The organism is Caldicellulosiruptor hydrothermalis 108, assembly GCF_000166355.1.
In the GTDB taxonomy this organism is placed as follows: domain Bacteria; phylum Bacillota; class Thermoanaerobacteria; order Caldicellulosiruptorales; family Caldicellulosiruptoraceae; genus Caldicellulosiruptor; species Caldicellulosiruptor hydrothermalis.
The window spans coordinates 2,192,663-2,214,908 of sequence record NC_014652.1; the positions used below are offsets into that span (position 1 = coordinate 2,192,663).

Sequence of the window (22,246 nt, forward strand, 5' to 3'; positions counted from 1 at the left end):
ATGGCTGTGCGACCAGCTTCGATATAACCCTCCTGGTGAAATAGCAGACCCGACAGGCTCCTGTCATGCACCCCTGCGGCACACGCAAAAAACTGCTTACCGTTGCTTCCTTCCGGACCTGGCGGGGTTCACAGCCCTCGCGTTGCGCAGGACACAACCATCCTCACCCCGGCCTGCCCTCAATGCCAAAAGGGTTATACCTCAGTCTGGCTATTCGACCCCGCTATAGCGGATTGCGGGTTACAGGGCACCGCTACCTCCCCGTCATAGCACAGCCAATTCTATTATACTCTTAAAACCTCCTAAAATCAACTGCCAAAATTTACTTGCCGTTTGCCTGAACAAGCCATACATGAGCAAGTTCAAGTGCCTTGTAAAGATTGTCTGCTTCGGCTTTTTTCACAACTCTTTCTCTGACAGTGAGCTTTGGATTGTTTATCTGAAGTTCAACTGAAATAGGTGATGCTATCTTGTGTCCTTTATATTCTTCAGTCCCCAGCACTACAAACACAGCAACAAATTTGTCGTCTGGATTTCCATAGTGGATGAGATTGTTTCTAATTTTGTATACTTCTCTCCCTCTATATTTAAACACTTGTGGTAAGCCCATAGCAAAATCAACTCCTAATCACCATAAATTTTTAAAACTTCTTATAGTGGATATGATACTAAACTTTATTGTGTTTTTCAAGCATTGTTCACAAAATTCTTCTTCCTTTTTGCCAGTGCCTCTCTTATCTCAAACGTAACATCTCTATTTAAAGGTTCTGGCAGAATGATAAAAACACCATCTCCCTTTTTTGCCTTCTTTATGCCTTCAGACACCATCTCAACCACATCTGAAAACTTTTCTATCTGCTTACATATAATTTTACTTCTGTCCTCTATAAAGTCCAGAATTTGTTCTTGCCTTTTTTCACATACAAAATAAAGATTTTTTATTCCTATTGAGCTGAGGCTCAAAGCAAGAATTTTCATATGTTCCTTCTTATTAAGGCTGTCAATAATTACTTTTACACCATTTATATCAAATATATTAAATTTTCCTGGATTTTGATGTGAATCGTTCTTGTACTCAGTCAAAAATTTATATATAATCTCACTGTCAACACCGTAAAAATACAGTGCTGCAATTGTCTGGAGAATATTGTCAACTGCAAACATAAGCTTGCCTTCGTATGAGTACGGAATTTCCCTGACGTTGCAAAGCGAAAAAACCTGCTGACCATCGAAAATCTTCACAACATCATTCTCAAGATACACACAGGGTCTTTTCATCTCTATATGAGCCTTTAAATCTGGATGATGATTTGAAATAGATGTAAATACAATCTTACATCTGGCTTTTGCACTGTATAGGTATTTATAAGCATCGTTGATGTTCAAAATTAGATATCCATTTTCCTTAATACTTCTGGAAAACAAAAGGTTTCTTTCTATCTGATTTTGAGAAAATGTATTGGTAATAATGCCTACATCGGGTTCTATTTCTATCTCCTCAATACATTTTTCTGGATTGAATTCAACAAGTTTTATGTCCGACAAGTCCCCAAAATTTCTTAGATAGAAATTTTCTATTTCACTATCAATGGATGTTTCCAAACCGCATCTTTGTAAAATGTACCTCATTATTTGCAAAATTGTGCTTTTCCCATACGTCCCTGACACAGCAATTATCGGCACAGTTGGATTTGGCATCTTTTCAAAATACACATCCAAAATAGTATTGAAAATATCGCAGTTGCATGTCTGTGAAAATATACGAAGGTCGCAACTTGTCTCAACATCAACAACATATCCTCCTACAACCGAATATGGCAGGGAAATATCTTCTGTAACAAAGTCTAAGATGGTCACTACATATCCAAACTTTTCTGCAATCTTAATAAAAAGTTGTTGGTTTTCGTATGCTACCTTTTCTGTAACATCTGTGGTTATACATCCTGTTTTAAAACTAGTCGGTTCCTTTAAAAAAACCTTCATTCCCTTGGGCAAAATATCGTCCAAGGTAAATCCCTGTTTTAAAATATTCTTTTGAATATATTTATTATTTCTCTCACCTTGGTCTAAAAGTTCTGAAATTCTTCTCTTACCATCGCCTACAATGTATGGAGAGGTTCTTTCAACAGCTGCCACAACTTTCCCATTTACAACCAGGATTTTATAGCTTTTACCCGGCACGTATCTTTCAACAATCACTCTGCTATCCAGGCTTTTTACCATATCAAATGCTTCCAATGCCTGTTGATTTGTTCTGATATTCCCTATATTTGGAGAGTCTTTTCTGCAGCCTTTTATCGAAATTGGAAATCCCAGCTTTTTTATGCCGTCCATCAGCTGGTCAGAAGTAAAGACCACATCAAACGGCACAACAGGAAAAGAGTTGAGTTTTAAAAACCTTCGCTGGAGTTCTCTGTCGCTTGACAGACTAACTCTGCTAAAGTCATGCTCACTTATAATGGAAGCAAAAAGCTTTGCATACTTTCCCTCTCCCAGCATGAATGTATCTGTATATCCAATCCTTGTAAACCTTATACCTCTTTTCATACAGGCATTTTTCAAAAGTCTTGTATTTGGCGAAAGCTCTGTCTCAATTGTGAGCTTTTTTAACTTTGAAATCTTGTCAGGAAAATGTTCAGGTTCAAACCCTTTTTCTATGCACTCTAAAGCAAACTCTATGACCTTGTGTACAAGCATTTGATTGTCATGTTCAATCAAAACATCAATATGATCTTCCACGCTCAAGCATTCCCAGTATTCAACCAAGTTGTATCCTATAAGGTTTTGAATATGGATGCAAAGCTTTGCAAAGTTTCTTGCCTCTTCAATGTCTCCTTTTACCTTTAATACCACAACTTTTTTGTCTGAGTAAATATTTTTGTGATTGTACACCTTCATACTTTCAATCTTCATGCTAGTAAAAGTTTCTCTCCTTTTTTACTTTTTATTTTGTATTCTTCCCCCTTCAAAAAAGACTAATACCTGCAAAAAAAAATAAGCAGGGAAAATGCTATTTCCCTGCCGCCGTCCTTTCTTCTGTTTTCTTTTGCTCAATCAAGTTTTTTGCTGCGTTTTTGACATGAAGTTTCATGTACTCTTCCGCTTTGTCAGGGTCTCTGCTGACTATTGCCTCAAATATGAGTTTGTGTTCTTCCATGGCTTCCTCAAGCCTGCCAGGTGTCTCAAAAGAGGTTGCTCTTGCCCTTATTATATAGCTGTGGAAGGTGGATAAAACATGTTCAAGCGGTTTGCTCTTCGATGCTTTGTAAATGAGCTGGTGAAACTGCGAATCAGTTTTCATCACCTTTGGAATATCTTTTTTCTTTGTATAGAGCTCCATAAGAGTTATAATTTCAGTAAGCTCATCTTCTTCATCTTTTGTAATCTTCTGGGCAGCCCAGCGCGCAGCAAGCCCATCTAAAAGCATCCTGATTGTGTATATATCCTCTATGTCCTGAGCAGTAACACCTGCAACAAACGCACCTTTGTGAGGAATAGAATATACAAGCCCTTCAAGCTCAAGCTGGCGCAGCGCCTCTCTTATCGGTGTTCGCGAAACACCAAGCTCTTCAGCAAGTTTTACCTCAACAAGAGGGTCTCCTGGCTTTAAAATTCCCATTAAAATCTTTTCTTTTATCACTTCAAAAATCTTCTCATACAAGGGGGAATATCTTGCATCTTTATCATCTGAATGACTATATACCATCAAAAACCACCTTCAAACTCTTTATTTTTTATATCCTTTCCATCTCGCGGATGACTGCATCTGCAAACTCTTTTGTACCTGTTGAGCCTCCAAGGTCGTATGTAACCTCTTTGCCTTCTTTTATAACTTTAGCAACCGCCTTCTCAACTCTATCAGCTGCTTCAAGCTCGCCCAGGTACCTAAGCATCATAACACCAGAAAGTATGGTTGCGGTTGGGTTTGCCAAGTTCTGTCCTGCTCTTTTTGGTGCAGAGCCGTGGATTGGCTCAAATACTGCCCCATCTTCGCCAATGTTAGCACCTGGTGCAATACCAAGTCCTCCCACAAGTCCTGCTGCTAAGTCTGACAGAATATCTCCGTACATGTTTGGCATAACTAAAACGTCGTAGTTTTCTGGACTTTGTACAAGCTTCATGCTCATTGCATCAACAATCATATCTTCAAACTCTATATCTGGATAGTCCTGCGCTACCTTTCTTGCGCATTCTAAAAACAACCCATCAGTAAGCTTTTGAATATTTGCTTTATGAACAGCTGTGACCTTTCTTCTCTTTTCTCTTCTTGCAAGCTCAAATGCGTACCTGACAATCCTTTCGCTTGCCTTTCTTGTTATTATTTTAACACCAACTGCCGCATCATCGCCAGCCATGTATTCAATCCCTGCATAAAGGTCCTCTGTATTTTCTCTTACAATGATCAAATCCACATTTGTGTATCTTGAAGGAACACCTTCGTAAGACTTGACAGGTCTTACATTTGCATAGAGGTTAAGAGCTTGTCTGAGCGCAACATTCACACTTCTAAACCCTGTCCCAACCGGTGTTGTGATAGGACCTTTTAGTGCAACCTTATTTCTCTTTACACTTTCCAAAACATGGTCAGGAAGTGGCGTCCCATACTGCTCCATAACCATTTCGCCAGCTTCCACAACTTCCCACTCTATTTTTACACCCGATGCATCCAAAACTCTTCTTGCCGCCTCTGTAACCTCTGGTCCAATACCATCGCCAGGAATAAGTGTAATTCTGTATGACATCATCTGTCCTCCTCATATCAAGATTTGTGATAACCTCAATAAAGAGGGGATTTAATTCCCCTCTTCATTATTTATTTCACACCCATAGCTTTTGTAAGGTTCAAAAGCCCGCCATGCAAAATCATCTGACGCTGTCTGTCTGTCAGGTTTAAAATCATTTTGTATTTTAATCCTTTTGTGACATTTTCAATTATTAAAACATCACTTTTTTCTATCTGTTCTCTTGCATTTTCAATCTTGAGCTCATCCATCTCTTCAATTGTATCATAATCGCTCGGATTTTCAAACACCATTGGAATAATTCCGTTGTTTATTAAATTTGCCATGTGAATTCGTGCAAAGCTCTTCGCCAAAACCCCTTTTATACCCAAATAAAGCGGCACAAGTGCTGCATGTTCTCTTGAAGAACCCTGTCCATAGTTTACTCCACCTACTATAAACCCGCCGCCATTTTCGCGTGCTCTTTTAGGAAAATCAGGATCGCATGGTGTTAAGCAGTAGTCAGACAAATACGGAATGTTTGATCTGTATGGCAAAAGCTTTGCATTTGAAGGCATAATGTGGTCTGTTGTGATATTGTCTCCAAGCTTTATCAGCACTTTCCCCACAACAACATCCGGCAAAGGCTTTCCTTGCGGGAATGGTTTTATATTCGGTCCTCTTATAACCTCAACCTCGTGGGGATTTTCAGCAGGTGGCACTATTAAATTGTCATTTACCAAAAAGCTCTTTGGCATCTCCACTTTAGGCTCATCACCCAGGGTCCTTGGGTCTGTGAGATACCCTGTAATAGCTGATGCTGCAGCAGTTTCAGGCGATACAAGGTAAACTTGGGCAGAAGGTGTTCCACTTCGTCCTTCAAAATTTCTGTTAAAAGTTCTGAGCGAAATACCATTTGTTCTTGGTGCTTGACCCATTCCTATACAAGGACCGCACGCACACTCTAAAATCCTTGCACCAGCTGCAACCATTGATGCCAGCGCACCGTTTTGAGCAAGCATGCTCAAGACCTGTTTTGAACCTGGAGATATGACAAGCGATACATGCTCTGCAATGGTTTTTCCTTCCAAAATCTTTGCAACCTTCATGAGGTCCTTGTAAGATGAGTTTGTACAGCTTCCAATTGCAACCTGGTCAACCTTTATACCTTTTAGCTCGCTCACAGGCACAACATTGTCAGGGCTGTGCGGGCATGCTGCAAGCGGCACCAAGCTCGATAAATCTATCTCAATCTCCTCATCATACTGTGCATCGGGGTCTGGCAAAATCTCAACAAAGTCAGCCTCTCTTCCCTGTGCCTTCAAAAATTCGTATGTCACTTCATCAGATGGGAATATAGAAGTTGTCGCTCCAAGTTCTGCTCCCATATTTGTAATCGTGGCTCTCTCTGGTATAGATAAAGTCTTTACACCCTCACCTGTGTACTCAAAAATCTTGCCCACGCCACCCTTAACTGTGAGCCTTCTCAAAAGTTCCAAAATAATATCCTTTGCAGAAACCCAAGGTTGGAGCTTGCCTTTGAGGTTTACTTTTACAATCTTTGGCATAATTAAGTAATATTCGCCACCACCCATTGCAACTGCAACATCCAAACCACCTGCACCAATTGCAAGCATGCCTATTCCACCAGCTGTTGGTGTGTGGCTGTCTGAGCCCAAAAGTGTCTGTCCTGGAACTGCAAACCTTTCCAAATGAACCTGGTGGCAGATTCCATTACCAGGTTTGGAAAAGTAAATGCCATATTTTTTAGCAACAGTTTGTATGTATAGATGATCGTCTGCATTCTCTGGACCTGTCTGGAGTGTGTTGTGGTCAATGTATGCAACAGACCTTTTAGTTTTTACCCTGTCAATACCCATTGCTTCAAACTGAAGATATGCCATTGTACCAGTTGAGTCTTGAGTAAGTGTCTGATCAATCCTGATTGCAATCTCTTTTCCGGGTATCATTTCACCTTTTACCAAGTGCTGCTTTATAATCTTTTGCGCAACTGTCAAACCCATTTCGCTTTTAAACCTCCCAAAAAACTTTGATTGTGATTGTTAAAAATACCTTTTATATTATAGCATTAAAGTATACCTGTATACAAGAGCGTGAATTTAAAAATCCCCTTCCTGGCTTTATGCTAGAAAGGGGACAAAATTTTTAAGGATTTAGCTTTTGTTTGAATCTCTGAACACCATTTTTAATCTCGATTATAACCGCAGACTTCTTTGCATTATGTTTTGCATCTATTGAGATAATTCCAGTAACTCCCACAAAGTTCTTGGTGTTTTCAAGTGCCCTGCGCAGTTTTTCTCTGTCTGTTGTAGAGTTTGCTCTTTTTATTGCATCTGCTATGAAATAACCCAAATCATAACCCAGTGCTGAAAGTGCGTTTGGTTCAATCTTATACTTTTGCTGGTACCTTTTTCTAAAATCCTGTACTCTCTTATCTGTGTCCTGGGAGGAATAATGTGTTGAGAAAAAGATATTCGTTGCATATTTGCTTCCTGCTTTCTCAACAACCTTTGGGTCGTCAAACCCATCAGAACCCAAAATTGGTATCCACATTCCAAGCTCTCTTGCCTGTTTGATGATAAGTCCTGCCTCATCATAGTATACAGGGGCAAATATAGCTTGCGGTTTTTTGTCTCTTATCTTTGTTAAGATTCCGTTGAAGTCTTGTTCGCCTTTTACGAAAGCCTCTTCAGCAACTACTTTCCCGCCACCTTTGGTAAATGTTTCTTTGAAGTTCTTGTAAAGTCCTTTGCTGTAGTCTGATGATGCATCATAGATAATTGCTGCTGTTTTTAGCTTTAATGTTTTTAGTGCAAAGTTTGCCATAACGCTTCCTTGGAATGAGTCATTAAAGCAGATTCTAAAAACGTATGCCTTTGTCTTACCTGTTCTTTCATCAATTGTAACCGAATCATCAGTAGCAGTTGCTGATACAAGTGGAACTTTGTATCTTGTAGCGGCAATTGAAGCAGATTTTGTTGCCCCTGATGTCACAGGGCTTAACATTGCTAAAACATTCTCTTTTGTCGCAAGCCTTGTTGCAATATTTAGCGCTTCTGTCTTATCAGACTTGTTATCATATACAACAAGCTCAATTTTTTTGCCCAAAACTCCACCTTTGCTATTGATTTCATCAATTGCCATTCTAAGTCCTTCTAAATTTCTTTGTCCAAACTGTGCAACACTGCCTGATAGCTCAAGATTTACTCCAATTCGTATGGTTTTTGAGCTGGATGATTGAGCATATGACACAAGTAAGAAGAAAAGTACCAAAACTACCATGATACCCAGAATTTTTTGAAATTTTAGTCTTTTCATGCCCTACCGTCCTCCTTGTGCGAAATATTTTTTGATAATCAAAAAAGGCAAAAGGAATACTCTTTTAAAAGGCCCCTTTGCCTTTTTCGCCTTTATTAATTTGGTTCTGTGATATTTTAGCATAATACTTATTACTTATCAATACTTTAATTTCACAATTCCAATCTTTTTACATATTCTTCAAGCTCACAATACGCTTCAAAATTCAGTTTTTTCCCAAGCTCCTCTTTTATCTGAATAAGATCAAGAATCAAGATTTCAAATAAAGCTATGCCTGTTCTCTCACCCACGCCCCTGATACAGCAATTTGCAGTTGATGCTCCAAACAGCCATGCACATACTGCGTTTGCCTGGGCTTTATAAAAATCATTGTGACCGTGCCACTCAAGTCTTTGATGGGAAAGACCGCAATGTAGCCGCAGGACGTTTATAAGCCTTGGAACACCTCGGGGCAAACTTGCATACTCGTAGGGAACACCCAATCCCAATGTGTCACAAAGTTTATAACGAATCTCTATCCCTGTGTTTTTTGTTTTACTTTCAATTAACATAATAAAAGGTATCACAAAGTTTTGGATATCAGCCCTTGTAATATCCTCAATGTGAATTCTTGGTTTTAAGTTTAAAGCCAGAGCTTCTTCAATTATATCTATATACTCTTTTACAACTTCATACCTTGTCTTGCCAAACTTTTTGTAAATATGATAGTCTGATGCTGGCATCAAAATTCCAACCTCATCAAGCCCCAACTCTTTTGCAATCTTTAGCTCTTCCTTTTTAGCTCTCACCCACCCCACCACCCGTGGAAATTTGAATCCTTTCTTTAAACACTTTTCAACGCATCGTCTGTGATAGTTTGTATAAAGGAAAAATTCTGAGTATTCTATTGTTCCGGTTTCGTTATCTATATAATGGAAATATTCAAAAATTCTTTCCACGTTATCTTCTCCTATATACGAAATTGCTTGCTGACCTTCTCTGAATGTGCTATCTGAAATGCAAAGAGTTTCTGGAATATCTAAAGGAACGGGTGTATCTTCAAAAGGTATCTTTGGTATTGAGGTGTACGGAAATATATCTTTAAAATAATTTGGTGCGTTCTTTGATAGAACTTCATATTCCTCATTTTCAATTTTGAGCATTGTTCCCATCTCCTCTAACTTTTTGAACTTTAATAATCAACATTGTTCAAAAGTTTTTTGGTAATATAAAGTAGAAGGTATGAGATGGCTATCATAATAAAGCTTACACAGTAAACTTCATCCTGATTTTGAGCATAAAGTTTATAAATATAAAGAGAAACTGTTTGAGTTTTGCCGTAAACATTCCCCGCAAAAACAACTGTTGCTCCAAACTCACCAAGCGCTCGTGAGAAGGTCCCAAGTATCCCTATCACAATCCCTTTTTTGCAAACAGGCAAATACACTTTAAACAAAAGCCCCAGTTCATCCAATCCTAAGATGTACCCTTCTTCTTTGAGCTGTCTATCCACTGCTAAAAATGAAGTATATGAGACTTTTAAATAATATCCCATCGAAACAAATAGCTGGGCAAGGACAACCGCAGATGTAGTAAATGGAATCTCAAAACCAATTTTGCTCAAATACCTGCCTAAAAACCCCATCCTTCCATAAAGTAAAAGAAGTAAAACTCCTGTTACAATTGGTGGTAGAACATTTGGTAAATCAATTAAAATCTCCAGTAATTCATTTTTCCTTCTCAAAGATGAAAGTAAATAGGCAAATGGTGTGCACAGAAAAAATGCCAAAACAGAGCAAATCATAGCTGTAAAAAATGAAAGACCAAATGCAGTCATGGTCTCTTTTTTTGTTATAGCATTTATTAGTGTAGTATATGGTACAACAAAAATAAGATTTATAAAAGGTAAGAGCAAAAACAGCAAAAACGGTACTGATAAAAAGAATATCTTTTTCATATCAAGCTCACACACTTTTTGCATTATTTAAAAAAGACCAATCATTCATACCCCTTTTCTTTTAAGAGCTTTGCAATGGTTTTGGTCTTAATAAAAGCCATAAAATCTTTTGCAAGCTTTGGATTTTTAGCTTTCTCTATAGCTGCAACATAGTGGCTTGCAACTATATTATACTTTTCTGGAATGTTTATTATCTTGAGCTTTGTAAGTTTTGCATCAGTAAAATAAACAATCCCAGCGTCAGCTTCACCAACCTTTACTTTTTGAATTACATCAGTGAGCTCAAACTCCTGCGAAATAATGTTGGCTATTATACCGCTGTAAAGACTCTTGTTATCATTTTTTATCTTGTCAATTACCATCTTTGTATACATGCCAATGGGAGACACAGGATCAGCTATACAAAGCCTTATCCCCTTTTTTGAAATATCCTCAAACTTTTTTATGCTTGGGGAACTTGATATTACAGATAGTTTTGTTTTGGCAAAAATTTCGTATTTATCTATATATTTGGCCTTTTTTAGGCTATCAATATACCTTCTGTCTGCTGAAAAAAATACATCACACCTTGCTCCATTTTTTAACTGTGTAACAAGCACGTGTGTTCCTGCAACATTGAGAACAACTTTACATGATTTTTGTTTTTCGAACTGTTTAGAAATGTCTTTTACAATACTTTCCAACGTATTAGGTACAAAAACAATCAAACTTTCTTTTTTGGTTTTATCTTTGCTAAAAGATACATTAGAAACTGTTGAGAATAAAAAAGATGCTATTATAAAAAAATAGACACATCGCATCTTAAAAATAAAAAGTTTTTTTATCATTTCCTGCATCTTCCTTTCATCTTGCAAAATGCATGACCAGCTTACTTTACATAAAAAGCTCTACAATCTCTTTTAAAGCATCTTTTATAAACCCTTGTCTTTCCAAGACAATTTTGTCTGAAAGTTTTTCCAAGGCACAAAGCCCAATTCTATTTGCTACAATTACATCACAGTCTTTTAGCATATCCACTCTCTTTTCCATCCTCTGCTCATTAGAACAATCTTCTTTCCAGTCATCAAATTCTCTAACACATATGAGTTCACAGCTCCCATCGCTGAAAAGATCAACTATTAGAAAATTTTCGCTATTCCCAAAATGTCTATTTACAAGTCTTCCATCGCTTGTTGCAATTGCCACTCTCTTTTTCTTCATCTTTTTATCACCACCACTTTTTCACACAAGCAATCCTGCTTCATCCGACCTGCACTGTCTGCAATGGGTCACAAGCTGAATTATTTTACTACACTTTTCTCTTACTTGAGCAAGAACACTACAAGAGGGTTTTTCAATATCAGAAAATTTTGCATATGGTATGATCGGCATTATATTCATCACCTTAGCACCAAGTTCTTTGACTCTTGCAGCAATCTCTTCAATGTGATGGCTATTTATTCCAGGTATCAAAACTGTATTTACCTTCACCACAAGTCCAAGCTTGGATGCTTTGTAGATACCATGTTGCTGTTTATGGACAATAAGCTCAGCCGCCTCTTTGCCAAAATATAGTAGTTCGTTGTACATGGCAAATTCATAAATGTTCTGAGCAATATTGCTATCTACTGCGTTGACTGTGACTGTCACATATTTGACATTATAATTTAAAAGTACTTCCGCCAAATCTTCTAATAAAAGTCCATTTGTGCTTATACAAAACTCTGCTTGAGTATCATAATTTCTTATAAGCTCAAACGTTTCAAATGTTTCTTGATTGAAGAGAGGATCGCCAGGTCCAGAAATTCCTACTATCTTTATAGTTTGGTCTTTGCTTGTGATATCCTTGTACCTTAAAAGCGCCTCTTGAGGAGTTAACACTTTTGAGCATGCGCCAGGGTGAGAATCGTTTATGCATGAGATGTTCCTGTCACAGTAATTACATTTGATATTGCAAGACTTTGCAACAGGAAGATGTATTCTGCCAATTTTATATATAACATCTTTGTTGAAACACGGATGACCCAGCAGTCTACTTTCCATCTCAAATCAACCTCCATACAGGTGAGAGTATTTCTTTGTACAAATCCTCACACATGTTTAAAAAACCTTCAAAACATGCATATGGTTTTGTCTCCTGAGGAAGTACCAAAAAGGGTACTCCAAACTTGTGTGCAAGATACCATTCCCTTGTTCCGCCAATAAATACATCAGGTTTTATCCTCAAGAGAATCTCCTCTATTTCTGCACAGTTAAAATCATCTATAAAAAGTGCAGAAGGAAGCTCAAACCGTGCAGCCTCATAATCGATATTGCATCCAAACTGACTTCCACATACACAAATTTCAAGTCCTGCTTCTTTAAATGCACCAGTCATAAAACCTATCCTTGAACCTCCAAGAAGAATAACCGCTTTTTTGCCAAAAATCTTCTTTTTATACTTCTCAAGCTTATCTTTTATTTTTTCATACTCTTCCGAAATGACCATCTCTACTTTATGTTCAATACCAAAAAATTTAGAAATCCTTTTAAGGCAATTTATAGTATTGCTAAGTCCATAGAAGGAAACATCCACAAAAGGAATAGAGTATTTTTCTCTCATAAACTGAGCAAGTAAAAGTCCAGAGCTTTTACAAACAAGCAAGTTAAGCGCTGCAGATGTGCTTTCTTGCATAAGGTCTGCATCACAATTACCTGTATAGCTACATATAACCTTTATTCCTATCTTTTCTAACAGTTTTTTTACAACTATCGTCTCTCCTGCCACATTGTACTCCCCAATTATGTTTACAGAAAATGGCTGTGTACTTTCTTTTCTGCAATACTCTGAAAGATAACTTATAATAGCCCTCTGGGCTATGTGGTGCCCGTCTGACTGAGAAAACCCTCCAAACCCAGGAACCTCAACAGGAATGATAGGTTTTTGTACTTTTTCTTTTACCCTTTCTACAACCCACTTTATGTCTTCTCCAATCTGAGAAGATGTGCATGTAGAATATACGAATATCATACTGTGTTCAGGAAAGATTTTTGCTGCTTCTTCAATACACCTTTCAAGCTTTTCATGCGCACCAAAAATAACATCCTTTTCATTCATATCAGTTGAGAGTATTAAATAATTCTTCTTCCTTACATTCTGACCATAATATGCACAGTCAGCAGGTGCGTGCACAATGTGAGTTGAATTTCTTACAGGGGCAAGAACCCAGCGCGCCCCATAATAGGTACAAGCGCGCTGGGACATCACACCTGGAATTGTTGGTCTTGAACACTGAGGTATTCCACTCTGTACAATGTGCCCCTGTCTTTGCTCCAAAAAAGCTTTTATAGCCATTTTAATTCACCACTTTTCATCTTGTTTACTGGTGAAGTTTATCATGCGGATAAGAATAGTCCAAGATTGTATTTACAATCAAATCCAAAAGCCAGATACTTCCTTTATACCCTGTTATTCCATATCTGAAATATCCAACCCTGTCGTATACAGGGAAGCCTATTCTCACAACAGGGCATTTTACTGATTTTGCAACTTCAACTGCTTTTGAGTTGCCAAGTATGACTTCAACCCCTGCCTCTTTTGCTAAGTATTCAAATTCATAAAGGTCGCTGTCTACAAGAATTTCACCTTCAATGTTATACTCATCAAAGATTTTCTTTATCTCATCGGCAAAGGTAGGAGAAGGCGTTGCTGTCTCCACCACCTTTACATCCATCCCAAGTTCACACAAAAACCTGGTAACAGCTATTACAATGTCAGGGTCGCCAAACACAGCTGCCCTTCTCATCATTGTATACTGGCAAGTATCTGCCATAGCATCTAAAAGAAGACCTCTTTCAACTTTGACTTCCTCTGGAATTTCAATTCCGCAGACTAAAGCAACATTTTCAATAAACTTATCTGTATTTTCTACTCCAACCGGGAACGGACCAAGGATACTTTTTACACCAAACTCACTTTCCAAATAACTTGCACCAGACCCACCTGCATGAGGACAAAGAGCTAAGACGGCTTTACCGTTTGCACAGTCTTCAAGCTCCTGCCATGGCGTGCCACCTTCTGGATAGAGCGGTTTTGGAGGCATCAGTGGTGAGTTTAAGGTTTTTGAAATATCAAATAAAACTGAGTATTCTATACCCATTAAATTTAGAAGATATTTTACCTCTTCGATGTCGCCGGGATTAATCATTCCTGGAATAATATATAGTTTTTGGTTTGGTTCTTTTGATTTTGCAAAGTACTTAATATACGAAATTGTTGCTGTGTCATAGCCTTTGACATGTGTTCCTGCATAACTTGGTGTATGAATTGGCACAACAAACACGCTTTGTGCAACCTCATCACCCAGTTCTTCTCTCACCTTTTTATATGCCTCTTTTATAAAAGCTTCTATATCGTCTCCTATGGTTTCGCTTGAACATGTTGTAACAACACCTATCACCTTTGGCGCATATCTAAAAATAAGATTTCTTATTCCCTCTATAAGATTTCTTCTTCCGCCAAACACAGCCGCATCTTCGTGGAAAGATGTCACTGCAATGTTCACAGGTTCTTTGAAGTGCCTGTTGAACTGGTATCGAACATAAGTGCAGCATCCTTGAGAACCTTGAACAAGGGGCACTGCCTTGTCAATACCAAGCGTTGCATACATTGCACCAATTGGTTGACACATCTTTGGAGGATTTATGGTAACATGCCTGTTTGCTTTCGTAATTAGCGGACTGCTAAGTTTTGTTGCCATTGTGATGCCCACCTCCTGTCAACAAATTTCCAAACTGGAGCATAGAGTGACTTGTAAAGGTCTCTTGCAAAATTGACCAAACCTTCAAAAGCTACATATGGCCCATTTTCGTAAGAATGTGAGTTCAAAGATGGAACACCAATCTTGTGTGCAAGGTATTTCTCTTTCAATCCTGTGAGGAATATATCGGGTTTGTACTTTTCTATAACCTCTTCAAGCTCAAGCTCGTTAGGATTATCGATCACCAAAACTCCATCGTCTGCTTTTGCGTTTATCTTTTCATAATCATCCTCATGCCCAAATGTTGTAGCACATGCAACAACTTCTATCCCAAGGTCACGCATTAGCGGTATCCAGTGCCAGACTCTCGGTGCTCCAACGTAAATCATTGCACGCTTGCCACGAAGCTTTTCTCTGAAAAACTCAAGCCTTGGCATAATACTTTCGAGCTCTTCTTCAATCACTTCTTCCACCTTTTTCTCAATTCCAAAAAACTTTCCTATCTCCCTAAGGGAATTAATTGTTTCGGTAATTCCAAAAAGTGTTACCCTGATAAATGGCGTGCCGTACTTTTCTTTCATAAGCCTTGCAATGTATGTTGCTGACCTCTGGCAGTGGACAATGTTGAGCTTTGCATAGTGCATCTTGCACAGATTATCATAAGAAGCGTTTCCAGTAAATGCTGTTATAATCCTCAAGCCAATCTTTGTGAATAGCTTCTCAAGCACCCAATAATCTCCATCAATGTTGTACTCGCCTATAATATTAACGTCATACGGTGTTGGGTCTTCAAGTTCTTTTGTCCCAACAATCTTTTCAAAGATTGTGTGATTTGCGATATGATGACCTTTAGACTGCGACACCCCGCAAAAACCCGGTGAATTGAATGCAATGACTGGTTTTCCTATTGCTTTTGAAGCTTTTTTGGCAACAGCTTCTAAATCATCACCAATTAGGGCAGTTGGACATGTTGCATATATAAATACCGCTTTGGCTTCAGGAAACTGCTGGTTTGCTTCAATTATTGCATTGTAAAGCTTCTTTTCCCCACCGAAAACTATGTCTTTTTCTTGCATGTCAGTTGAAAAGCAATACTTTCTATGAAATTCACTATCGGATAGGTGTCTTCGTGATGACCACGTATAATATGCACAGCCAATTGGCCCATGGACTATCTGAATTACATCTTTAACAGGTCCTCCAACAACACCTCTTGCTCCTGCAAATGCACAACCACGCTCTGTCATGTCACCCGGGATGGTTCTTACATTGCACACAGGTACAACAGGATTGTTCCTGTCAGTTATATATGTGTGTTTTCCTCTTTCTTCAATGCACTTGTCACAGTCTAAAGTCACAAATGGCATAACTGTCAACCTCCCTTGTATAATTATTTTTAGCCTTTTGCAAAAACGCTCAAGATGAGCGTTATCAAGCTTTACATAGAATCAAAAAAGACTGGTCACCCTCCTCATAATTGTAGTAAAATATGATTATATAAAACAAATTTTCTACTATGAGGAGGGTTCCAAAATGTTCAACACCAAACCTAAACAACTTTCTTTCATAGACCTATTCTCCCACCTAAAGGCTTCGGCTCTCTACAAGCCTGAAAGCCTCTTGGGCTTGTTCAATAAATTCATTGACTTGTCACATTATATACCTTCTTCTTTCTACAATGCCTACTACAAATATTTCGGTAAGCATAGATACTTCTCTTTAGAATCTATGCTTTGTTGCTTCCTCGTCCAAAAATTGCTCAAACTCAATACTTTAACTCAGCTTCGTGCTGTCTTACTCAACTCATTCGAACTTCGCTCATTTTGTAATCTTCATGGCAATGTCCCTTCTATCTCTACTCTCTCTCGCTTTAGAAAAATATTTGCAAGTGAAATCCATAAACTTTTTCAAAATATCTCTATCCATGCACATAATATTTCCATCCAACAATGCCCTCAAGATTCTTCAATCTTAATCTTCGACACAACAGGTATTGTCCCAAAGGTTCGTGAAAACAATCCTAAATTCATTCATCTACTGCTGAAAAATACCTCAAAAGCTAACCCTGAACTTCCCTCTGAAAAAGTCTACTCTCTCGTTTATTCTTCTTTGCCTAAAACTGCTAACGCTAATTCTAACATCCGTCTTATGTTTGTAAATGGCCATTTCTGCTGGGCTTTAAAATTTGCAGTCATTACCAACGCTCTCGGTATCCCTTTAGCTTTAGTACCTCTGTTTAACTATGATTCCCCTTCCTCTGACCCACAAGAAGCAAAAGCTATCTCCGACTCTAAAGGTTTAATTCCTTCGCTCGAAACTTTATTCTCTTATATCCCCAAAAATTTCTCCACTTTCATCGCCGACAGTGCTTTGGATTCCCACAACATATACTCCACTTTAAAAAATACCTTTAACTTCTCCAAAATCGTTATTCCACTAAATACAAGAGCTTCTAAAAATACTACACCTACATCAGACCCCAATATCGTTATTTCTGAAGATGGTATCCCTATCTGCAAAAAGTTCAACAAACCTTTTAAACCCGAAGGCAAATGTCAGGGTAAAAATCGCTCTTTGCGCCTTAAATGGACTTGCCCTATGTCACAATACAAAGATGGCAAACGCATCTGCTCTTGCCCTCAGCCTTGTACTACCTCTAAATCGGGTAGAATGTTCTATACATACCCAGATAACTTTCGCTCTTTCCCAGGTATCAACAGAAATTCACAAGAGTTTTTTGACCTCTACAAAAAACGTGTCGCTGTAGAGCAGACTATTTACCACCTGAAATCCTACATGGGCTCTGATACTATCTCTACTTATGACCATATTTCTATTTTCTCTGATTTCTTGCTATCTGCCATTACTTTCTCGCTCTTGTTTATTCTCGCTCACAATATCAAACTCTATTGCTCTAAATTGACTATCAAAAAACTTAACAAGCTCAAAAAACTTATCGCTTAATACTACTATTTTTTAAATCTATTTCTTACAAAAAATTTCTGGTTTTGTTTTTACTTAACCTTCTAAAACAAGGAGTTAAGAAGGCTTAGGATATTATTGTCTTTTTTGAAGTTGTTAATTTTTGTCATATGTTTGTTGCTGATTATTTTTGTTGGTATTGATAATATTTGGTTTTCACTTCTCTTTTCTTTTTGTATCTTGATTGTATTTCATGTTAGTATTGGTGCCTTTTACCTTCAATCACCACCTATTTTGCAAACGCCTAATAATTATTTTCGTAAGACACATCAAAAAAATTCCAATAAAATAACAACCAAAGTTTCGGTTAACATAAGATTTTAAGACGCATCGACTAAAATAACATTTCTAATCCATCCTCTTTGAGAGGAAAGCAGCGCAAAATCACTTCTCGCTGCTTGTGGCTTCTAATCTTTAGCCACTTTTTAAAACACTATCTTTAACGCTGGCCTCTTGCCAGCCTTACTAACTTTGATATAATTCTTTCTATCTGGGCATGGAATTTAATGTCCTTACCCCCCTGGGTGCGGATTTTTAAATCCCGCTTACCCGCAAACGAGACTATTATTCCATTCCAGGTAAGTCTAAACTATTTGGCTGGTTGAGGCCAGCTTAAAACCTAATTAAAGCTGGTTCCTCGTATCACTTGCAAGGTTGTATACTTACCTTCGCTCGGAATGGAAAACTCATGCCCTAATTCAATTTTAAAACTACTTACGAGGAGGTCTTACGCCATGAACTTAAAACCTATTGCCGGGATTGATGTCTCTAAATATTTCAGCGAAATGGTGGTTATCTCTCCTACAAATGAAATAATCGCTCGCTTGACTATCCATCACAACAATCCCTCTGACTTTGATAGGGCTATCGAAATCCTTAAAAAAGTTGAAGAGGATTTCGCGGCTCGCCCTACCATCGTCATGGAAGCCACAGGGCATTACCACAAAATCCTCTCCCGCTTCTTTACTTCTAATGGCTGGGATGTTGCAATTATCAACCCCATCCAATCTAATTCTATCAAAAATGCGGGAGTTAGAAAAGTAAAAAATGATAAAATTGATGCCCTGTGGATTGCCTTAACTTTCAGACTTACTAACTCTACTACAGCACAACCTTCATCTGAAATCCTTGACTGCTTGAAAAACCTATGCCGTCAGTATTACAACCTCAGCGATGAGTTAACCTCTTACAAATATAGACTTACTTCTGTCGTCGACCAAATTATGCTCAATTTCAAAGAGGTCTTCCCTGACATTTGCTCTAAAACATCTTTGGCTATACTTGAAAACTACCCCACTCCAAACGATATCTTGGGCGCTGACACCGAAAAACTTATTTCCATCATTCAGCAAACTTCTAAAAAAAGCTACCAATGGGCTAAAGAAAAATACGAACTACTCATTGCAAAAGCTAAAGAATTTAAGTCTTTTTCTATCTCCAACTTGGCAAATGTTACTATGCTTAAAGTCTATATTAACATGGTCTTAACTTTACAGCAAAACATCGACAAAATTTTTGAATCCATAAATCAACTTGTTCAGCAGTCTTCACAGACTCAGCCTTCTATATCCGAAAATATTAACCTTCTTCAATCTATCCCCGGCATAGGTTTTCTATCCGCTGCAACTATCCTTGCTGAAATAGGTGATTTCGAAAAATTTTCAAAACCCAATAAACTTGTTGCCTTCTTTGGCATTGATCCTTCCGTAAATCAATCCGGGCAATTTGTCGGCACAAAAAACAAAATGTCTAAACGTGGCTCTAAAATCTTGCGAAGAATCTTATTTACAATTGCTCTTGCTAATATCAGAACCAAAAGAGATTCTAAGCCTTGTAATCCTGTGCTATTCGAATACTATCAGAAAAAATGCCAACAAAAGCCTAAAAAAGTTGCATTAGGCGCTGTTATGAGAAAAATTATTTGTATCATCTTTGCTGTTATGCGTGATAAAAAACCTTTTGAACTTAGAACTCCTGAGGAACATATTCGAAGATGCTTTAATAACACTGCTGTTTATTGCGTATAAATAGTTGTTTTATTAATGAAACATTAGTTAACCATAATATGTGCTCAGCCTCCATATGTTATGTCAACTTCTAATGGATGGCTTACTTTCTTATACCCTTTTAAAAGAATTTTCTACCATAAAATGTTATCAAAAATTTTTTAAAAAACTCTTGACTTTAATTAGCTGGTCTTTATTTAAAGATAGGATTGATTTTTTATATCAGGGCCTCATAGCCCTTTTCTCTTGTCCTGATTCTTATGCTATCTTCAACAGGAAGAACAAATATCTTTCCATCGCCAATTTGACCTGTGCGATTTACAGCCATAATGATATTGACAACCCTCTCAACATCTCTGTCATCTACAATGATTGTAACCATTCTTTTGGGAATAAACTCCATAGCGGTGGATGAAAGAACCATCTCTGTAGCTTTGTCAACCTCCACTGCCTTTACCTCACCAACCAACCCTCGCTGTTTGCCACGCCCCATGACTTTTTGGAATGTGGCAGCGGGATACCCCGCTGCAGCCAACACATCTTTTGTCACACCCACTTTGTTCATTCGGATAATAGCTACAATCTCTTTCATTTTCAAAAAATACCTCCTTCTTACTACAGACCTTTTTCTCCCGTTCTGATGGTATAAGCCTCTTCAACAGGGCTTATAAATATCTTGCCGTCACCGAAATTGCCGGTATACGCATTTTGCAAGATTATATCAACCACTTTTTGGCAGTCACTATCTTCTACCACCATCATGATCATTGTTTTTGGAAGTTCGTCATAGACGATGTTCCCTGTTTTGATGCCTTTTTGTTTTCCACGCCCAAATACATCAATCTTTGTCATTGAAACAAAACCGTTTGAGTCAAGTGCCCTCACAACCTTTTCTTGCATCTCTGGCCTTATAATAGCTCGTATCATCTTCATAACTATTCAAAACCTCCTTTTTTCTAATCTGCCAGTCCATACTCTTCAATGAGTTTTTCAAGTTCATCCATTGGCATAGGTTTTGGAATGACGAACATGTCATTTTCAATTATCCTTTTTGCCAAGTCCAAATATTCTTTTGCTTGATTGCTCTCTGGGTCATATTCAATAACAGTTTTTCTGTTAATCTCAGCTTTCTGGACAATGTTGTCGCGTGGAATGAACTTTATAAGCTGTGTGCCAAGCTTTTTACAAAACGCCTCTAAAAGTTCTTTTTCGTTTTCCACTCTTCTTGAGTTGCAGATAATTCCGCCAAGTCGAACGCCACTTGTCTCAGCAAATTTCAAGATACCTCTGCAGATATTGTTCGCAGCATAAAGTGCCATCATCTCACCAGATGCAACAATGTATATCTCGTTTGCCTTGCCTTCTCTGATTGGCATTGCAAAACCACCACACACAACGTCGCCCAGAACATCGTAGAACACAAAGTCAAGGTCATCAGTAAATGCACCAAGCTCTTCTAAAAGATTGATGGCAGTAATAACACCACGCCCGGCACAACCAACACCCGGCTCTGGTCCACCAGACTCCACACACCTCACACCGCCAAAACCTGTGAACATCACTTTGTCAAGCTTGACATTGCTTTCACCCACCTCTCGCACAGTGTCCATAACCGTCACCTGAGACTTGACACCTAAAATAAGGCGTGTTGAGTCAGCCTTTGGGTCACATCCAACAATCATTACCTTTTTACCAAGAGTTGCCAGAGCTGCAACTGTGTTTTGAGTTGTTGTTGATTTTCCAATACCGCCTTTTCCATAAATAGCAATCTGTCTCATAATCTAATTGCCTCCTTTCAGCAAGATTAAAATTGTTGAATTATGTGTTTTGATATGGTAAACTTAAAAATGGGACAATAAATCAATTTTTTTGCGAGGCAGGGGGAGATGATTTGTGCAAATCTACTAAGTAGCTACAAGGTAGAGGAAGCACTTTTTATTCTTCTCCCCCTGTATTTTCAACAAGAATGAGCTAAAATCTATGAAAAAGGGCAACAGCAGACATCTAAGCCTTGTCATGACGATAACACATGGCAATGGCAGGCACAAAACACGCTATTCACTTTTTTAAAAAGAGGGGCGCAAGAGGCAAGGCAGAAGCTTTTTATTCAATTTGGGGGTGTTTTGGATGCCTGCTGTTGCCAAATTATAAACTCAAGGCGTAATGGAAAGTTTAAATTGCAGTTTCGCCCTGTTCGCCAGTTCTTATTCTCACTGCATTTTCTACGTTATAAATGAATATCTTGCCGTCGCCTATCTTTCCAGAGCGTGCTACTTTAACAATGGTATCAACAATTCTATCCACTTCTGAGTCCTTTACAATAAGCTCTATCTTGACCTTCGGCAAAAGATTTATATTAATCTCCACACCCCTGTAATATTCAGTTCTTCCTTTTTGAAGACCACAGCCCATAACCTGCGACACTGTCATACCTTTTATCCCAAGTTGATTTAAAGCATCCTTTACCTCTTCAAGCTTTTCAGGTCTAATGATACACTCAATCTTTTTCATTAACCTTCACCCTTTTCAAATAAAATTTGTCTT

20 protein-coding genes and 1 other RNA gene are annotated in these 22,246 nt (G+C 38.2%); 2 read left to right on the top strand and 19 right to left on the bottom strand.

What is annotated here, in order from left to right:
* Positions 1–4: 4 nt before the first annotated feature.
* From ffs to CALHY_RS10840, 15 genes are all read right to left on the bottom strand, one after another.
* Positions 5–275, bottom strand: an RNA gene (gene ffs, locus CALHY_RS13465) — signal recognition particle sRNA large type.
* 47 nt (positions 276–322) lie between these two features.
* On the bottom strand, positions 323–610 hold the full coding sequence (locus CALHY_RS10775; RefSeq protein WP_013403981.1) for a hypothetical protein: 288 nt from the start codon (positions 608–610) through the stop codon (positions 323–325).
* A gap of 77 nt (positions 611–687) precedes the next feature.
* Entirely contained in the window at positions 688–2,913 is a 2,226-nt protein-coding gene (locus CALHY_RS10780) for a Mur ligase (RefSeq protein ID WP_013403982.1), read from the bottom strand.
* Between the two features lie 97 nt (positions 2,914–3,010).
* Positions 3,011–3,706: a GntR family transcriptional regulator gene (locus CALHY_RS10785; RefSeq protein ID WP_013403983.1), complete on the bottom strand. Its 696-nt coding sequence runs from the start codon at positions 3,704–3,706 to the stop codon at positions 3,011–3,013.
* Positions 3,707–3,734: 28 nt separating this feature from the next.
* Positions 3,735–4,742: an isocitrate/isopropylmalate dehydrogenase family protein gene (locus CALHY_RS10790; RefSeq protein ID WP_013403984.1), complete on the bottom strand. Its 1,008-nt coding sequence runs from the start codon at positions 4,740–4,742 to the stop codon at positions 3,735–3,737.
* Positions 4,743–4,813: 71 nt separating this feature from the next.
* Positions 4,814–6,745 carry an aconitate hydratase gene (locus CALHY_RS10795; RefSeq protein WP_013403985.1) on the bottom strand — a complete coding sequence of 644 codons (1,932 nt, stop codon included), beginning with the start codon at positions 6,743–6,745 and terminating at the stop codon, positions 4,814–4,816.
* 142 nt (positions 6,746–6,887) lie between these two features.
* Positions 6,888–8,060 (bottom strand): ABC transporter substrate-binding protein, encoded by a 1,173-nt coding sequence (locus tag CALHY_RS10800; RefSeq protein WP_013403986.1) that lies wholly within the window; start codon positions 8,058–8,060, stop codon positions 6,888–6,890.
* A gap of 152 nt (positions 8,061–8,212) precedes the next feature.
* Positions 8,213–9,202 carry a beta/alpha barrel domain-containing protein gene (locus CALHY_RS10805; protein WP_013403987.1) on the bottom strand — a complete coding sequence of 330 codons (990 nt, stop codon included), beginning with the start codon at positions 9,200–9,202 and terminating at the stop codon, positions 8,213–8,215.
* Between the two features lie 29 nt (positions 9,203–9,231).
* Positions 9,232–9,996 carry a molybdate ABC transporter permease subunit gene (locus CALHY_RS10810; RefSeq protein WP_013403988.1) on the bottom strand — a complete coding sequence of 255 codons (765 nt, stop codon included), beginning with the start codon at positions 9,994–9,996 and terminating at the stop codon, positions 9,232–9,234.
* A gap of 41 nt (positions 9,997–10,037) precedes the next feature.
* Positions 10,038–10,823: a molybdate ABC transporter substrate-binding protein gene (modA, locus tag CALHY_RS10815; RefSeq protein WP_013403989.1), complete on the bottom strand. Its 786-nt coding sequence runs from the start codon at positions 10,821–10,823 to the stop codon at positions 10,038–10,040.
* Positions 10,824–10,869: 46 nt separating this feature from the next.
* Positions 10,870–11,196 carry a NifB/NifX family molybdenum-iron cluster-binding protein gene (locus CALHY_RS10820; RefSeq protein WP_013403990.1) on the bottom strand — a complete coding sequence of 109 codons (327 nt, stop codon included), beginning with the start codon at positions 11,194–11,196 and terminating at the stop codon, positions 10,870–10,872.
* 21 nt (positions 11,197–11,217) lie between these two features.
* Complete coding sequence (locus tag CALHY_RS10825; RefSeq protein ID WP_013403991.1) at positions 11,218–12,018, bottom strand: radical SAM protein; 801 nt, start codon at positions 12,016–12,018, stop codon at positions 11,218–11,220.
* Between the two features lies 1 nt (position 12,019).
* A complete protein-coding gene (locus CALHY_RS10830) occupies positions 12,020–13,309 on the bottom strand; it encodes a nitrogenase component 1 (protein ID WP_013403992.1) in 1,290 nt (429 codons plus the stop codon).
* A 25-nt stretch (positions 13,310–13,334) separates the two neighbouring features.
* A complete protein-coding gene (locus CALHY_RS10835) occupies positions 13,335–14,714 on the bottom strand; it encodes a nitrogenase component 1 (protein ID WP_013403993.1) in 1,380 nt (459 codons plus the stop codon).
* Positions 14,687–16,081 carry a nitrogenase component I subunit alpha gene (locus tag CALHY_RS10840; RefSeq protein WP_013403994.1) on the bottom strand — a complete coding sequence of 465 codons (1,395 nt, stop codon included), beginning with the start codon at positions 16,079–16,081 and terminating at the stop codon, positions 14,687–14,689. The genes CALHY_RS10835 and CALHY_RS10840 overlap by 28 nt, the downstream gene beginning before the upstream one ends.
* A 166-nt stretch (positions 16,082–16,247) precedes the next feature.
* On the opposite strand from CALHY_RS10840, the gene CALHY_RS10845 reads away from it, so the two are divergent.
* Both CALHY_RS10845 and CALHY_RS10850 read left to right on the top strand, forming a co-directional pair.
* Positions 16,248–17,678 (top strand): ISNCY-like element ISCahy1 family transposase, encoded by a 1,431-nt coding sequence (locus CALHY_RS10845; RefSeq protein WP_013402019.1) that lies wholly within the window; start codon positions 16,248–16,250, stop codon positions 17,676–17,678.
* Positions 17,679–18,430: 752 nt separating this feature from the next.
* Complete coding sequence (locus CALHY_RS10850; RefSeq protein WP_013402778.1) at positions 18,431–19,723, top strand: IS110 family RNA-guided transposase; 1,293 nt, start codon at positions 18,431–18,433, stop codon at positions 19,721–19,723.
* A gap of 196 nt (positions 19,724–19,919) precedes the next feature.
* Here the strand turns inward: CALHY_RS10850 and CALHY_RS10855 are convergent, their stop codons facing one another.
* The 4 genes from CALHY_RS10855 to CALHY_RS10870 form a co-directional block, all read right to left on the bottom strand.
* Positions 19,920–20,294 (bottom strand): P-II family nitrogen regulator, encoded by a 375-nt coding sequence (locus CALHY_RS10855; protein ID WP_013403995.1) that lies wholly within the window; start codon positions 20,292–20,294, stop codon positions 19,920–19,922.
* A gap of 23 nt (positions 20,295–20,317) precedes the next feature.
* Positions 20,318–20,635 (bottom strand): P-II family nitrogen regulator, encoded by a 318-nt coding sequence (locus tag CALHY_RS10860; RefSeq protein WP_013403996.1) that lies wholly within the window; start codon positions 20,633–20,635, stop codon positions 20,318–20,320.
* Between the two features lie 23 nt (positions 20,636–20,658).
* Complete coding sequence (nifH, locus tag CALHY_RS10865) at positions 20,659–21,483, bottom strand: nitrogenase iron protein (protein ID WP_174299053.1); 825 nt, start codon at positions 21,481–21,483, stop codon at positions 20,659–20,661.
* Between the two features lie 391 nt (positions 21,484–21,874).
* Positions 21,875–22,213 carry a P-II family nitrogen regulator gene (locus CALHY_RS10870; RefSeq protein WP_013403998.1) on the bottom strand — a complete coding sequence of 113 codons (339 nt, stop codon included), beginning with the start codon at positions 22,211–22,213 and terminating at the stop codon, positions 21,875–21,877.
* Positions 22,214–22,246: the final 33 nt, after the last annotated feature.